The organism is Collinsella tanakaei YIT 12063, from assembly GCF_000225705.1.
GTDB lineage: Bacteria > Actinomycetota > Coriobacteriia > Coriobacteriales > Coriobacteriaceae > Collinsella > Collinsella tanakaei.
In genome coordinates this window covers 383435-398837 of sequence record NZ_JH126467.1, presented here as the reverse complement: position 1 = coordinate 398837, position 15403 = coordinate 383435, and the positions used below count along the sequence as shown (strand labels likewise).

The following is a 15403-nucleotide window of genomic DNA, read 5'->3' as shown; positions in this document are numbered from 1 at the left end:
CAGGTGACATCGAAGGGACCATCATGGCTTCAAAGGGACGCATAGCGATCTTCAGCATCGACGCCAAGCTTGGCCGCGAGGTCAAGGGCGCTACTCGTTATGTCTACCTTGCCGAGCTTCTGCAGCAGTCGGGCTATGAGGTTGATTTCATCACGTCTCGCTTCCAGCATTGGGAGAAGCGCCAGCGCGATCTCGACGCGTTCGATTACTCCGCGCACTCCTTCAACATCAAGTTCATCGAGGAACCCTTCTATCCCAAGAACATGTGCCCTCAGCGTATCTGGGCTCATCATGTCATGGCGGGCCGCGTCGCCGAGTATTTCGAGAGCGACCACGCCTACGATCTCATCTATTCGCAGATTCCGCCTAACGACATCACGTTGGCCATCGGCCGGGTTGCTAAGAAATACAACATTCCCTTTGTCATCGACGTGAACGATTTGTGGCCCGAGGCGTTTCGCATCGCTCTGGACGTCCCCGTCCTCTCCGACATCGCGTTTTTCCCCTTCTACCGCCAGGCAAAGGCGGCATATAACCTCGCCGACGCGATCGTTGGTACCTCTGATGAATACGCCTCGCGCGGATTTAAGGACCGTGCTCAGGATATCCCCAAGGTTGTTGTGTACGTAGGTAACGACGTGGACGATTTCGACGCTGGCGTCGCCGCCAATGCGGACGAGGTCAATAAAGCGGACGATGAGGTGTGGGTGGCATACGCCGGCACCTTGAGTGCATGCTATGACCTTGGGACGCTTATTCGCGCCGTGGCGCGGATTCAGCGCGATAGGCCTTGGGTTAAGCTCAAGTTGCTGGGCGATGGCGTGGTTCGCGAAGATCTTGAGGTCGTTGCCCGCGAGGTTTCTTGCGATGTCGAGTTCTTGGGGTATCGCCCCCACGATGTGATGGCGGCCTATCTTTCTAAGTCCGACATTCTCATCAATTCCTTGGTCGGAAACGCTCCGCAAAGCATCCCCACCAAGATCGGCGACTATCTTGCCGCCGGTAAGCCCATGGTCAATACGTCTTTGAGTCCGGAGTTCTCGTCCAAAGTGGCTGCAGACGGTTTTGGCGTAAACGTTCAGCCTGAGGACGTGGATGCACTCACGGGCGCGCTCGTCGACTTGATCGACGACAGGTCCGTTATGGAGTCGATGGGCCAGAGGGCTCGCGCCGTGGCCCAAGAGCAATTCAATCGCAGGCGTTCCTATTTGAAGATTGTCGAGCTTATCGAACAGCTGATGAGATAAGGGCATTCCAAATCGGCAGACCATCGACCGATTTGGGCATATCTGACCAAAGAGATAGTAAAATGTTTCTAAGTGTTCGAATTGGTTTTCTGCTATCGACAGGGGGATGCCCATGAGTAGACGTGCTCGGGGCCTGCTGCTATCGACCTTCGCAGTGCTTATTGCGTTGGTGTGCGGGCCCGTATTTATCGCCGCTGGAGAAGATGTCGTTGACGGTGCGGTCATCGCATCGACTGACGAGCCTTCTGCTCTTGCTGTAGAAGGGGAGGGCTCGGCTGAGGCTACCGAAGATTCGGCGGAAGCGTCGAATGCCGTCTCGTCCAGCGAGGACGTTGCTTACTCCTGGCGCTATGAAGCCGGTGAGCTCGAGATCCAGGCCGGCGATTCCGATGTCATGCTTCTTTCTCGTCCAACGCTTCCCGAGGGCGCGGCCGAATGGGGCGTTGACGTAAGCTTTGCTCAGGGCGATATCGACTGGGCCAAGGCGAAGGCCGACGGCGTTGATTTCGCCATCCTGAGGCTTGGATACGGCGCTGGCGGTTCTGATAGGCGTTTTGTTGCAAACGTCCAGGGTTGCAAGGCTAACGGCATCAAGTTTGGCGTCTACCTCTACAGCTATGCCTGGAATGCTTCCACCGCGACCTCTGAGGCCGAGTGGACTTTGACCGTTCTGCGCAATGCCGGCGTTTCGCCAAGTGATCTTGGTCTGCCTGTTTATTATGACCTTGAGAACCAGAATCCCGCCACGGGCCGTCCCGCGGGCGTTGATGACAAGAACCAATACCATGAGATCGAGGGCGGCTCCGCAACGTTTGCCGCTATGGGCAAGGCATTTTGCTCTAAGATCGCTGCTGCCGGCTACACCCCGGGCGTCTACGCCAATCTTCGCTGGTGGAACAACTACCTTACCGATAGCGTCTTCGACAATTGGGACCGCTGGGTTGCTCAATACAACTCTACCTGTGATTACGAAGGCGACTACACGCTGTGGCAGTATAGCTCTTCCGGCTCCGTGGACGGTATTTCCGGCCGCGTGGACGTGAACTACCTTTACGATCCCGAGGGTACGCCGCAGTACATGGACAAGCTTGCTGCAGCAAATAAGGGCCTTTTCCAGGATGGCTCTTATGTAGTTGCCTTGGCTGCGGGCAATCGCCAGGTTCTCGATGTTTCCGGCGGCTCGCTCTATGCGGGCGCTAACGTTCAATCGTATGATGCCAACGCGTCCGTGGCTCAAACGTGGGTTGTGCAAACCGTCGACGGCGGATACCTCAAGATCTCCAACCTCGCCAGCGGAAAGGCGCTGTCCGTCACCCCGTCCTCTTCGCAGGTGGGAGCCAACGTTCAGCAAGAGGATTGGAGCGATACCCGTTCTCAAAAGTGGGTTGCTACCAAGCAGGGCGATGGCATCGTCCTTCGCTCTGCATTGGGTAAGCACCTTGTTCTTGATATTCCCCAGGGCGCCCATAACGGGGCGAACGCTGTGGTTGGCGAAGACGCCTCGTCCTCTTCTCAAACCTTCGTCCTCTATAGCGCCGATGGCGTCTCCTCTCAAAGCAGAACCCTGCCGGATGGAACGTATTCCTTTACCTTGAACGGACTTTCGCTCGACATCGCCGGCGCCAGCACGGCTAACGGCGCTGCCCTGCAGCTGTACACGTCCAACGGGACGGCGGCCCAGCTGTTCTCTGTAAGCTTCCACGAGATTTCCGGCGGTAAGGGCTACTACACCATCAGGCCGGCCCATTCGCAGAAGCTTCTGGATGCCGATAACGGAGCATGCTATCCCGGGGCCAGCGTTGCCCAATGGGGCGACACGGCAGGGGCTAAGCAGCGCTACTGGGTCATCGAGAAGAATAGCGACGGCACCGTCTCGATCATCAATGCCGCGAACGGCTATGCGTTGGCCGCGTCCTCTCGCGCTGCTGGTGCGCAGGTGGTCACGCTTCCCAAAACCGATAGCGGAGCCCTTGCGTTTACGTATAAGCGCTCCATTCTTCCTATCTCGCACGACGATATCGACGCCCTTGCCAAAGAGCACATCGACGAGCTGCCAGAAGGCACGTATGCGTTTGGCTCCGGTACGTCGTCCAGGCTTGTCTTTGATGTAAGCGGCGGTTCGACGGGTAGCTGCGCGAACATACAGATCTATTCGTCCAACAGGTCCGCTGCCCAGAAATGGTCGGTTGAGCGCGTCGATAAATCCAACGGTTACGTTCGTATCGTCAACGTGGGCTCGGGCAAAGTGCTGGATATCCAATCCGGTTCCAATACTCCCGGCGCGAACGTGCAGCAATATAGCTGGAACGGCAGTAGGGCTCAGCTGTGGCTCCCCGTTAAGCAGGCCGACGGCTCATATGTGTTCTATTCCGCCGTCGCGAACGCGCTGGTCCTGGATGTCTCGGTCGCTGGCGCCTACAACGGCGCGAACATCGACGTGTACACTTCTAACGGGACCATCGCACAGTCGTTTACGGCTTACAACCTTAATCCCAACGTGCCCAGCCAGGGCCGCGTTGTCGATGACGGCGTTTACACCATTGTATCCTCGTCCAATTCAAACAGTGCCGTAGCCCTTGGCGAGCCGCTTGATGCCAATGGAACGCTGCTGGGCATCGCGGACGCGAACGGCAGCTCCACCTCCCAGCAGTTCATGCTCACGTACGGCGATGACGGGTATTACAGGATTCGCTCCGTCTCCTCCCAAAAGGGCCTTGATCTAAAAGACGGCGATTTCCTTGCGGGCGCCAAGATCCAGCAGTGGGATTATTCCTCTGCCAATAAGAACCAGAAGTGGGTTGTCTCCAAGAACAGCGACGGCACTTATTCGGTGGTGTCTGCTTCCACCGGCCTTGCGTGGGATCTGTCCGGGAGCTCGCTGGTGTGCAATCCTGTCAGCTCCTCTTCGAGCCAGCGCTGGTCGCTGAATAAGTACGTTCCCGTTATCGAGGCCGGCGCTTACATCTTTAAGTCCGGCGTGGGCGATAACGTGCTTGACGTTGCCAGCGGCAGCATTCAGGGCGGCGCCAACGTTCGCATGTGGACCAACAACGGCTCCCTTGCCCAGCGTTGGTACGTTCGTAAGGTATCCGATGGCGTGTATCGCTTCCAAAATGTGCTCTCCGGGAAATATCTTTCTGCTGACAGCTCTGATAACGTCGTTCAGTCTTCGTTGACCTCACGTTGCGATTGGACCACCGAGGCTTCCCTGTTCGGCGTCGTCCTTAAGAACGTGGCGACGGGTAGGGTGCTCGACGTTTCCGGTGGCAGCAGCAAGGCTGGTGCGAACGTCCAGGTCTACTCGTCCAACGGCTCCAAGGCCCAGGCGTGGATGCTGCAGGCGAAAGAGCTTGTGAGCGAAGGCTTCTATCAGATAGCTTCCTCGATTAACTCCTCGTTTGTCTTGGACGTCCCCCAGGGATCAAGCGCTAATGGCGCCAATGTCCAGATCTATACGAACAACAGCACATCCTCGCAGAAATGGATGGTCAAGAGCGCCGGCAACGGGTGGTATAGCATCATCGCTGCCTGTTCTGCCAAGGCGCTCGATGTTGCCGGTGGATCTGCTTCCCCCGAAACCAACGTGGACCAATATGACCAAAACGGTACCGCCGCTCAAAAATGGACGTTCAGGATGGGGGAGAATGGCGTGGAGATCGTCTCCATGCTGGGTACCGTCCTGGATGTAAAGGGCGGCGAGGCGTACAACGGGTCAAATGTTCAGACTTATACGTCGAACCACAGTCGCTCCCAGCAGTGGCACCTTACGTCTATTGAGGCTCCCGGCAAAATCGGCTATCAAAATCCGTCTCAGTTCTTCCAGGTAAGCAGCAAGAATGTTCGGTTGGTGGACGCAGCGTACTCCACGCCGTATTGCTACGTGACACCTTCGAGGATCGATGTCGATGCCACGAGGGAGGAGTGCGTTGAGGCGTTTATTGCCCGTGCATTCGAGTATATCAATGCCCCCTATGTGTGGAACTACTCGCTTTCCCCCCAAAAGGGCGTGGATTGCGCTGGCCTTGTCATGCAGGCGGCGTACGCGTGCGGTATGGATTTGGGCGAGTACAACCCTTACGCCCATTGGTATGATCCCTGGCACAGCCACGATGCAAACAACATGAGCGTCGACCCGCGCTTCATGCATGTCAAGCTTGCCGACCGCAAGCGCGGAGACCTGGTCTTCTACCCCGGTCACGTTGCGATCTATCTTGGTAACGACCAGATTATCGAGGCGACCCCTCCGCGCGTAAGGACTGCGAGCGTCTTTTGGCTTGGAGCGCCCACTGCGGTGGCCCGCCCCTTTGTATAGGGACTGATTACCCTAGCGCCCGGCTGCTTCCACAGTCGGGCGCACTTGTAGTTACTGTGCTATTAGGCCCCTTGCATGGCTCATTGTATAGAATTAACTCTGTTCAACATCTGCCCGTCGCACACGCTGCGGTTGTATGCAACGTTAGGAAGGATCACCATCCCGATGACCGATACCCCGTCGATTTCACTTCTTGTACCAATCTGTAACGTCGAGCGTTACCTGCGCGAATGCCTGGACAGCGCTCAGGGGCAGACGCTGACCGATATCGAGATCATCTGCATCAACGATGGCTCCACCGACTCCTCGTTGGAAATCATCAATGAATACGCATCCCGTGATGACAGGTTCGTCGTTATCGATAAGCCCAATTCCGGTTACGGCGACTCCATGAACAAGGGCCTCTCCATCGCCAAGGGCGAGTACGTGGGAATCCTCGAGTCCGATGACTTCTTTGAACCCGATGCCCTCGAGCTTATGTATAAGGCTGCTAAGTCGGTTGACGCCCAGGTGGTTAAGGCGGACTTCTTCCTGTTCTGGTCTACGCCGGACGTAAGAAACGACCGCTTCATGTGGGTCGACTCGCGCATCGCCGGCCACATCAACCCCCAGGTTGAGCGCGAGGTCTTTTATCGCAAGCCTTCGATCTGGTCGGCTATCTATAAGCGTGAGTTCCTCATCGAGAACGATGTGACCTTCCTTCCCTCTCCCGGTGCCTCGTATCAGGATGCGGGCTTCAATTTCAAGGTGTGGTCTTCCTGCACTAATGCCGTGCTTATCGACAAACCCATCCTTCATTATCGTCAGGATAATGAGAAGTCTTCCGTCAACTCTCCGGGCAAGGTCTTTTGCGTTTGCGACGAGTATCAGGAGATGAATAAGTATCTCGATACCCACCATCTCGACAGGCCGTATCTTCGTGCCATCCTTTCCAGGATGAAGTTCGACACGTACGAGTGGAACTTTGACCGTCTTGTTCCCGAGCTGCGTGAAGAATTTGTTCCTCGCATGGTTGAGGATTTGAAGCATGATGAGGAGCTTGGACGCGTCGATCTTTCTATCTTCGATCCTGGTAAGAGGATCAATCGCGCCCTGTTGCTTCATGATCCCAAACTGTACGCCATCAAACGCGCGTCCGATGGAGTCCAGTCTCGCTCTGACCGCTTCAAAAGCTTGGTAAAGCACGGCGGTGTTCTTGCTGCGTTTAAGATTGCGCTCTTCCGCCTGACTCATTAACGATTGGTTATTGATGATTAAAGTAAGTATTATAGTTCCCGTTTACAACGTTGAGCGATATCTCGCTCCCTGCCTCGATTCCATTCGCAACCAGTCGTATTCGAATATTGAAATCGTTTGCGTCAACGATGGGTCCCGTGATCGCTCTCGCGACATCCTTGCTATGTATCAGTCGGTCGACGCCCGTATTAAGGTTGTTGATAAAGAAAACGGCGGTCTTTCATCTGCCCGCAATGCCGGCATCGCCGCCGCTACTGGTGACGTGGTGTGTTTTGTCGATTCTGATGATATGATTACCCGTGATGCTGCCGCGGTTATAGCTTCCATCTTTGAATCCACTTCCGCCGACGTTGTAACCTTTGGAGGCTCTGCGTATCCTTCGTTTAAGTCATATCCTTGGCTTGACCGAGTCCTGAGCCCTCGCGATGTCGTTTACGATACGTTCACTCCCGATATCTTTGAAAAGGAGCCATGCGATCCCTTTGCCTGGCGAACCGCCTGCCGTAGGGATTTCCTGCTTGCCCATGGGGTTGCGTTTGACGAAGAGCTTCGATTTGGCGAGGACAAGCTATTCCTGTACTCCATCTATCCGCGCTCCTCAAAGACCGTCTTCGTTTCCAACAAGCTGTATCTCTACCGGCTTGACCGCGAGGGATCTCTTATGAGCTCGCGCGCGGAAGACCGTCATCTCAGGCTCTATGATCACCTGAGGATTTTCCACGCCATTGTAAAAGACTGGTCGGATGCTGGTTTTGTCGAGTCGTATGGATCCGAGCTGCTGCATCTTGGGTGCGAATTCCTTATCGTCGACTTGCTGAGTGCTCCCAAGACTATTCGCGTGGACCTGCTCAATTTCCTTGCTGCCATTTGGACCGTGTATTTCTCTCGCGAGCAAATCGACGGCCTGCTTTCGGATCCCCAATACGGTTCCCTGGTCGATGCCGTTCTGGTAAATCGCAAGCGTGCATATGGCGTCTCTCACAAGATGATGTTCTATGCATACAGTCTGCACAGCGATCCTCGAGATTTTTTCTCCAGGGTATGGCAGCGCGTTAAGACTACCGGAATCATCGGTCGTGTCGGGCGCTCCGTCTCTTCCAGGTTGCCGCTATCCAGGCGCGCTGCTGCGGGACTTTTGGAGTCTGTTGTATTCGAACAACAAGATGCTTCGATGTGCTCACAGGCTCTCAAGATGATTCAGTTGGAATCATCTCAGGCGAATTATCGGTCTTAACAACTATCGGACTTTCACCAACCTTTGGGTGAAAGTCCGATTTCTTTTGATCGCAGCGGATTTACGGAAGCATCGATAAACTAGTGACGAAGCGCGTCGACCACTTTTCGATACGGCGTCGCAATCGATGTTCCAAATCGATACGCCTTCGAGTTAAGTATCGTTTCTATTTCCTCCTCAGCGCGCTGCAGCTTTCCCTCCACGTCTTTACGCGCTTCGGTTTCATTGTGAAGCTTTTCCTCAAGAATGGGTATCTGCGGAGCTAGCAGCGTATAGGCGTCGTAATACTTCCACCTTTCTCGTTCATTGGTACGGTTGGTTTTCCATGATAGGTCTCGCTGTGCGGTTACCTCTTGCAGCTGGGTAAAGATGAATTCATCAAAGCTCATGGCTATGGCGTTATTAATGTATGCCAGTTGGCTCGCGTTAAGGTATTCCGCCGTCTTAAGGCTTCCTAGTTCCAGCTCGGTGAAATAGCGTTCTGCAGATTCGAATACCTTAACAAAGGTTGCGAGTGTTTTTTGCGATGTGAGGTTGGCGTAGTACCCATCGATGGCATGGTTTACATAGCTTGTCTTAACGTTTTCAAAGAGGCCGAGCTTTTCCAGCTCTTCTTTAAGCGATCGAAAAGCTTCAAAGAACGCAAGCGGATCGACTTCGTTGGTCGAGGTGCTATTGGTGGTCAAGCTAATTCGGTAGTGCGGATAGGGGCGTTTGATCGTTGTAATCGAACGCGCCTTCACCAGCGCCAAGCAGGTAAAGAGAAGGTCGTCCGTTCTTTTTACCTGCTGATACCACAGCTGGTTTTCAACGATAAAGCTCCTTTTGTACATCTTGTTCCACGGTACGTTGGAGAATGTGTTGAAGATGGAGTCTTGCATGTCCCTATAGTTGAACACGTCTTTATCCGGGAGATTACCCGTCACAAAAGTCCAGTCGGTAAGATATTCCTCATGGGTGTCGTTTTCATAGGTATAGGACTGCGTAATAAGGAGATCGGCGCCGGTGGTGTCGAGCTTATCCGCCGCATCCTTGATAAACGTCTCATCGAAAAAATCGTCTGCATCCAGGCAGATGAGATAAGTTCCCCTTGAAGCGCCTATACCAAGGTTTCTGGCGGCTCCCGCACCAAGACCCTCCCCTTGAAAAACCTGGTACCTAGTGTCTGATTGCGAGCGTATCTCAAGGATTTCCGCCGTGCGGTCGGTCGACTTGTCGTTGACGCATATGATCTCAAGAGATTGCTCGGTTTGATTCTCGATGCTATCAAGGCATTCATCGAGATACGGGTCTGCATTGTAGATTGGGACGATAACGCTTACGCGCGGATCCGACATGAACTATCTCCTTGGAACAGCGTCTGGCAGCGATGAATCTGCTTGGGTTGGCATGGCGTACGGTAATTCTAGATGCGGAGATGCCGGCGGTCCGCTAAAAATCGATAACTGGCAGTCGGCATTCAGCAACATACGCTATATCAGCGTTTCAACGGCGTTTTTGACGACGTTGAAGAGCGTGGGACATTCGATATAGAGGGCTCCAAATCGGTCTGTCCCCAAAAACGTCCAGCAGTACAGGCCTATACCAACTATCGAAAGGAGCGCTATCGCCGGGTTGAGCTTCCCCTTTGGGCCATCGTTTGATGGCAGGCTCCAAAGAAGCAAGACGGTTGGGATGAGTAGCAGCCATGCGAAGTCTGCAAAATATCTCATATTGGTGCCGGACACATAGCTGGCAACAACGATGTCGAAAGAGGCGATGGCAAGGCAGGCTACAGACAACTTGAGACCTCCACGCTCCTTAAGGGCGTGGCGCGGCTTTTTTAACAGCAGTCCAAAGAGACAGAGCGTAACGGGCGTGAGGAACATGAATCCAGCGTAAAAGGGCTCGTTGGTGAATAGCATTGGGAAGCTTTTGCAGTAAGGGGGACGTATTGATGGTAGAGATGTAAGGGAAGGAGCTAATAAGCTGGAAGGGTAAAAAGAGGTATTCAAGGAATTGGATCATGATTTTCGCCGCGCTAAACGTGTACGAGGTCATGTCTCCGCCCGTGATGTTATATGAGGCTCCAAAGTTGGTCCAAGAGCCAAAGCGTGCCTGGTTGTACCATGCGATGGGGGCCAAAATGATGAGGAACGGCACGATGACAGCCAGTGTGTTCCAGATGCCGCGGACGGAGAAGAACTCACGTTGCTTAATCTCGTCAAAGAAGATGGGGAACGCCAACAAGCATGCAAGTACAAATTGCGGCCTGCAGCCCAGCGTGAGCGCTATAGAGAAGGAGCCTGCAACGAGATAGGCTTTGTTCCATGTTCGCGATTGGGCAAATTGGCGCTCCGCCTTGATCCAGAAGTAGAGGCCCATGTATGTAAAGAACAGCGCGGAGAGTATTGGGATGGGGTAAATTCTAGGTAGAAAGGCCTGCTCCAATACACCGCAGCTCAGTCCAAGCAATATAAAGCCAATAAGATACTGTCCAAGAGATATATCTTTAGCATACTTTTTAGCGAGTTCGACAAGAAGCAGTGCCGAAGCGGCAAGCGTGAGGCACGCGAACGCAACGACAACGATATCTGTGCGTAAGTGCATGCCTGTAAGCGCCTTGAAGGGCAGAAACGTCAGCAGACACGGTACTACGCCGAAATAGCAGTAATAGCTTCCGTCGTAATATGCGTAGTCCCAATAGATGGGTTCGCGAGCTTCCTTATTGAGCTGCGCTCTAAGAGCCGGGTCGTAGGGGTTTTCCATGCTATCCAAGATGGGTGAGGAGGGAAGATCAAGGCTGAGGCTTCCGCGGAGCAGCGCGTCGGCAAGGTGGTTATATTGGTTGCCGTCCTGGACGGCTTCGATTCCCTCATTGTAGACCGGGCCCTGTTCCAGCCATGCCGCTTGACCCGAAAGCTGGGAGAACGCACCCATACCCATACAGCTTATCGCGAACGCGATGCCAAGGGATACTTTTGCCCTAGCTCCCATGTCAAAAAACTTGATATTCCAGATGGCCGAGGAGGGTTTGAATATCTCGAACAGCACGTAGATAATCGCCATCACCGCAAGGCGGGCCTTAGAGATGAGAAACGGCCCGGGATTGCCAGAAATGATACCTGCCAGCGTAAGCCAATAGCGCCAATGGAATACGATGGCTTCGATTGCGAATATCGCTACGAGTGCCACGAGCACCTTCATGGCAAGCCTTGATGGAGAAGACTCGCATTTGGTCTTTATCGCCGGCATCGATTTCTTAGCGAAGTGATTGCCTGGTTTGTTCATACGATGATTCCTTTACGCCGTTCTCAAAAGTAGGACAAAGCCCGTGCAATACATGATTCTCACAATGGATGCGATTCCGTTGCTAAATGGCATTCCGATCAAGAACGGAAGCGAGCTCCATGCTATCCACCAATCGAGCGCATGCATGCAGTATATGGCCATTCCTTCTCGTCCATAAAAAAGCAGGGGCTTCTTTATGGAATAGTTAATAGCCGGATGGGAAGCTTTTGAGAGGACGGCGGCAGCCAGGCAGACCGACAGCGTTCCCGCGATGGCGGCGATAAGCGCAAGCGCTACGTTGTGATAGGCGCGCGTTGCGAGCTCGAGCGAGCTGTTGCTTGAGGTAGCGAGCCAAAGGACAACGGATATCGGCAGAGCGAGCCATTTGCTCTTGATCTTGCTAAATAGGTCAAGCTGCTTCGCCGCATATCCTACGTACATGAAGAAGATCGCCACAAGTGCGATGTCGAAGCTAAAGGGCAGGTAGATGCCAAGTCGAGCGCCCAGCGAATAGCCAAGTGCAAGGCTGGTCAAGCTGAGGATGCCCAAGGTGGCCAGCGGCTTCTTGGAGCGTTGCGCCGCGGCCGCCGCGATGTTGAAGAGGATTCTGGCGACAAAGAGGACCACGAGGAACCATGCCATTCCAACGGCGACGACCTTGGGCGTTTCCAGGTCGATGCCGGAGGCGAAGGTGTAGGTGAGTGCAAGGGACAAGATGCTTTGGTCCGTTATGGGGCCAGATTTGAGCGCGAGCATTCCGTGCCAAAGCAGAAAGACTATAGTGTAGGGAAGCAGTAGCCTTTTTGCCGACGACGCCACAAGCGGCATCAGGGGTTTTGGTTTAAACGTGTACCTAGCCAAAATGAAAAATAGGGGCATATGAAACGAGAATATGTGTCGATAGAGCGCCGACTCCGGTGATATCGTGTGGCCGACTATTACAAGAAGGCACGCGAAGCCCTTGGCGATGTCTATCCATTCGAGCCTTTGTGAAGGATGCGGAGGCACGCTGGCCGGCGTTATTACAGGGCTCGTTGTCGATTTGCTCATATCTAGTCCTTAGCAATTGCGTTTACGGTTAATTGTACTTAGCTAAGGCTCTTCTGTCATTTCCCGTTTGCATCGCGACGGTCGCTTTTTGACTGAAACGGGTGTTCTCGGTGTATCGGGGGACCGCGTGTTGGAGATTGGCCCCATCGCGCTACAATCATTTAACGTTCGTTACGGTAATGAGAGGAACATCATGTCTGAACTTGCTACAGTTGAAGACTCTCGCAATGTGATCGTTATCGGTGACCCCAATCTTGGTGTCCTGGCTCCTTCGTGGAGGCTTAAGGAGACACTTGAGATTCTTGGATATGGAGTGTTCTACTTCTCAGCACATACATGGCCGCTGCTCTTTCAAGGCGCATGGGTGCGCCTTGCGTTTTTTAAGAAACCTCATCAACCGTTGGGGCGTTAAGGCCCTTGTTCTGGCAGATGGCGTTCAGGTCGATGCAGAGCAGTCGGATGTCCTGGATAATCTTAGCGTGGTTGTCTACGCCCTCGATCAGCAGCAGTGCCGTTGCTCCCTCGATTCACTGAACACGACTGCGGATCTTGTTATCTGTGCCTCTGATATGGAGCACGAGGGTCGGTTTTCCAGCAACTTGTTGCTTCCGTTAGCTCCGGACGCGAAGCTTCGCTCCACCGTTCTTGCAAATGACATTGCCCTTTCAAGGGGATATCTTTGTTTGCAGGATTTCACGCCCGAGCGCCTTGCGTGCCTTCAGGGGCTGGCGGACAGAAACGACACCGTTGTGCGTTGCTTGGGCGACTCTTGGCCCGAGGAGATCAAGATCCGTTCGGATTATTCTTCCCTTGCTTATGCGATGGGCTTCTCCAATCTCCTCATTTACTTTGATGAGGGCGATGGCGAGCCCGCGCCACTTCAGCGTTATTTGATGATGTGCGGGTCCATCATAGGCGATGCCTCCATTCTGGTCCTTTCGAGAGACGATATGGGCTATCGCGTTGAATGCGGCGGCCCCATCTCCTACGGCGCTTTTCTGGAGCGGTATAAATGCGAGGTCGAGGATGCCGCGTTCGAGCAGTTTGTGGCTTCAGCGTTCGACAGCCTGTTCGATGGGGAGGCTTCTTTTAACCACTGCCGCATCGCGACCCTGTTTGGTTATGTTGGCAAGGGCAATTTTGGCGATGAGTACATCTTGACCACCATCGCCAAGCGCTTGAACCTAAGGTGCCCTGGAACGATTTTGCTCGCCGTGGGTGAGGATCCCTGGCATACGCTGGTGCATCGCGGCATCTACTCCATTGGACTTGAAGATTCGTTTGCGCTCGATCGGGCTCTCGAGGCCAGCTCGATTGCTCTTGTGATGGCTGGGTTGCTATTTGATCAAGGCGTTCGCTGGACCATGGGCAAGGGCGAGCTGGTTTCCACGCAGATGCATTCTGACTTGCCGGGTATCGCCTCTTTCTGTCAGGTCGCGCTGCTCAATGACACGCCGGTCTTCTTCTACGGAATCGGTGCGGGGCCTCTCGATCTAAGGGATGGAAAGCTCCTGGTTCGCTATATGGGCTCGCTTGGCGCGAGGTTCCTTGCCCGTGACGAGATGACCGCGAAGGCGGTTCTCGCGGCAGGCGTGTCTCCAGATCAGGTAGCCAGGCGCGCTGACGTTGCGTTTACCGCGACCTCTGAACCCAGTGCGTATGCTGATCAGTGGCTCATAGACCACGGTGTCGATTATCGAATGGAGAAGTTGATCGTGGTGTCGCTTCGCGATTACGAGAACGTGGTTCCCGGATTCGATAAAACCGTGGCTCGCGCTCTCGATTCCCTTGGCAAGCGATATCAAGATGCTCGTTTCTTGTTCTGCATTCTCGACCAGGACGATATCGTTCCGTCCCAAGCGGTTATCGATGCTATGGAGCTTTCCGATCGCGCCCTCATCTTTAATCCCGGCGACGACATCGATGCCATCGCGGGAATGCTCGTTCGTTGCTACGGCGGGTTGTCGATGCGCTATCACTGCTCGTTAATCTTGGCTCGAAGCGGCGTCCCCTGCGTTGGCTTGGGCTACCTACCCAAGGTTGTGTCGCTGTACCGCGAGTGCGGCCTTGGCAATCACATCCTTCGAATGGATGCTGATTCCGATGAGATCTTCAGGCATCTCGTCGATCTGTTCGAGAGGAGAGAGTTCCTTCTCTCGCGCATCGAGAAGGGCGTGGGCGCGCTTAGCGATCTTGCGAACGAGTCTGAGGATGAGGTCGTCGCGTGCTTGGAGGCCGGCACCTCGGCTGCTCGACTGCTTTCGCATGGATCCGAGCTGTATCAGCGTAATATCACTGGAAACAGCGAGCAAATCGATTACCTGCGTTGGCGCGCATGGGTTCTCGAAACCGAGCTTCAGGAAACTACGTTGCAGCTTGAGGAGAAGAATCGATATCTGGAGAAAAAATCAAGCGAGGCAGATGCGCTTCGCGCTGAAGTGGACGAGTTGAGGAACTCCACGTCTTTCAAAATCGGCTCCAAGCTCACGTACCTTCCCGGCAAGCTTAAAGCGCTTATCCAGAAGTAGCGTCTACGAGACGATATGAGTTGAACATTGGGAGCCCCTCCCCTTGCAGCTCTATCGTGGGTCGGGCGACAATGGTCGTAGCGCCAACCGTGGCCGCGCGCCACATGCGACGGAGAGGGGCCCGCCATGTCCAATTATGTCACAGCCATCGGTCTCGACGTCCACGCGAGGAGCATCTCCGCATGCGCCTTCGACCCCATGACCGGCGAGGTGTCCCGCGCAAGGTTCGGATACGACCCCGCGTCGGTCGCCGAGTGGGCACTGGGGTTCGAGTCGCCCAAGGCGGTGTACGAGAGCGGCCCGACCGGCTTCCACCTCTGCCGCGCCCTGAGGGCGCTCGGCGTCGACTGCGCCGTAGGCGCCGTCTCCAAGATGCACCGGCCGGCCGCCGACCGCGGGCGCAAGAACGACCGGCGCGACGCCGAGTGGCTCGCCAGGCTCCTCGCCTGCCGCAACGTCGTCGAGGTGTGGGTGCCCGACGAGCGCACCGAGGCCGCCCGCGACCTCTCCCGCGCCCTGGAGGACG

10 protein-coding genes are annotated in these 15403 nt (G+C 54.6%); 6 read left to right on the top strand and 4 right to left on the bottom strand.

Features of this window, described 5'->3' with window-relative positions:
* The first annotated feature begins 23 nt into the window (after positions 1 to 23).
* The 4 genes from HMPREF9452_RS01860 (at position 24) to HMPREF9452_RS01845 (ending at position 8029) form a co-directional block, all read left to right on the top strand.
* Complete coding sequence (locus tag HMPREF9452_RS01860; RefSeq protein WP_009140392.1) at positions 24 to 1247, top strand: glycosyltransferase family 4 protein; 1224 nt, start codon at positions 24 to 26, stop codon at positions 1245 to 1247.
* Between the two features lie 112 nt (positions 1248 to 1359).
* Positions 1360 to 5559, top strand: a complete 4200-nt coding sequence (locus tag HMPREF9452_RS01855) for an RICIN domain-containing protein (RefSeq protein ID WP_009140391.1) — start codon at positions 1360 to 1362, stop codon at positions 5557 to 5559.
* 165 nt (positions 5560 to 5724) lie between these two features.
* Entirely contained in the window at positions 5725 to 6795 is a 1071-nt protein-coding gene (locus HMPREF9452_RS01850) for a glycosyltransferase family 2 protein (RefSeq protein ID WP_050797605.1), read from the top strand.
* A 13-nt stretch (positions 6796 to 6808) separates the two neighbouring features.
* Complete coding sequence (locus HMPREF9452_RS01845) at positions 6809 to 8029, top strand: glycosyltransferase family 2 protein (protein ID WP_009140389.1); 1221 nt, start codon at positions 6809 to 6811, stop codon at positions 8027 to 8029.
* Positions 8030 to 8109: 80 nt separating this feature from the next.
* Here HMPREF9452_RS01845 and HMPREF9452_RS01840 read toward each other — a convergent pair whose 3' ends face one another.
* From HMPREF9452_RS01840 to HMPREF9452_RS01825, 4 genes are all read right to left on the bottom strand, one after another.
* Complete coding sequence (locus HMPREF9452_RS01840; protein ID WP_009140388.1) at positions 8110 to 9366, bottom strand: glycosyltransferase family 2 protein; 1257 nt, start codon at positions 9364 to 9366, stop codon at positions 8110 to 8112.
* Positions 9367 to 9501: 135 nt separating this feature from the next.
* Positions 9502 to 9810, bottom strand: coding sequence for a hypothetical protein (locus tag HMPREF9452_RS01835; protein WP_009140387.1), 309 nt, complete (start codon positions 9808 to 9810; stop codon positions 9502 to 9504).
* A 19-nt stretch (positions 9811 to 9829) separates the two neighbouring features.
* On the bottom strand, positions 9830 to 11299 hold the full coding sequence (locus tag HMPREF9452_RS01830; protein ID WP_009140386.1) for a hypothetical protein: 1470 nt from the start codon (positions 11297 to 11299) through the stop codon (positions 9830 to 9832).
* 12 nt (positions 11300 to 11311) lie between these two features.
* A complete protein-coding gene (locus HMPREF9452_RS01825; RefSeq protein WP_009140385.1) occupies positions 11312 to 12349 on the bottom strand; it encodes an acyltransferase family protein in 1038 nt (345 codons plus the stop codon).
* A 293-nt stretch (positions 12350 to 12642) separates the two neighbouring features.
* Between HMPREF9452_RS01825 and HMPREF9452_RS01820 the strand changes: the two genes are divergently transcribed.
* On the top strand, positions 12643 to 14877 hold the full coding sequence (locus HMPREF9452_RS01820; RefSeq protein ID WP_147568196.1) for a polysaccharide pyruvyl transferase family protein: 2235 nt from the start codon (positions 12643 to 12645) through the stop codon (positions 14875 to 14877).
* Positions 14878 to 15003: 126 nt separating this feature from the next.
* A partial coding sequence (locus HMPREF9452_RS01815; protein ID WP_009140383.1) for an IS110 family transposase occupies positions 15004 to 15403 on the top strand: 400 nt, incomplete at its 3' end.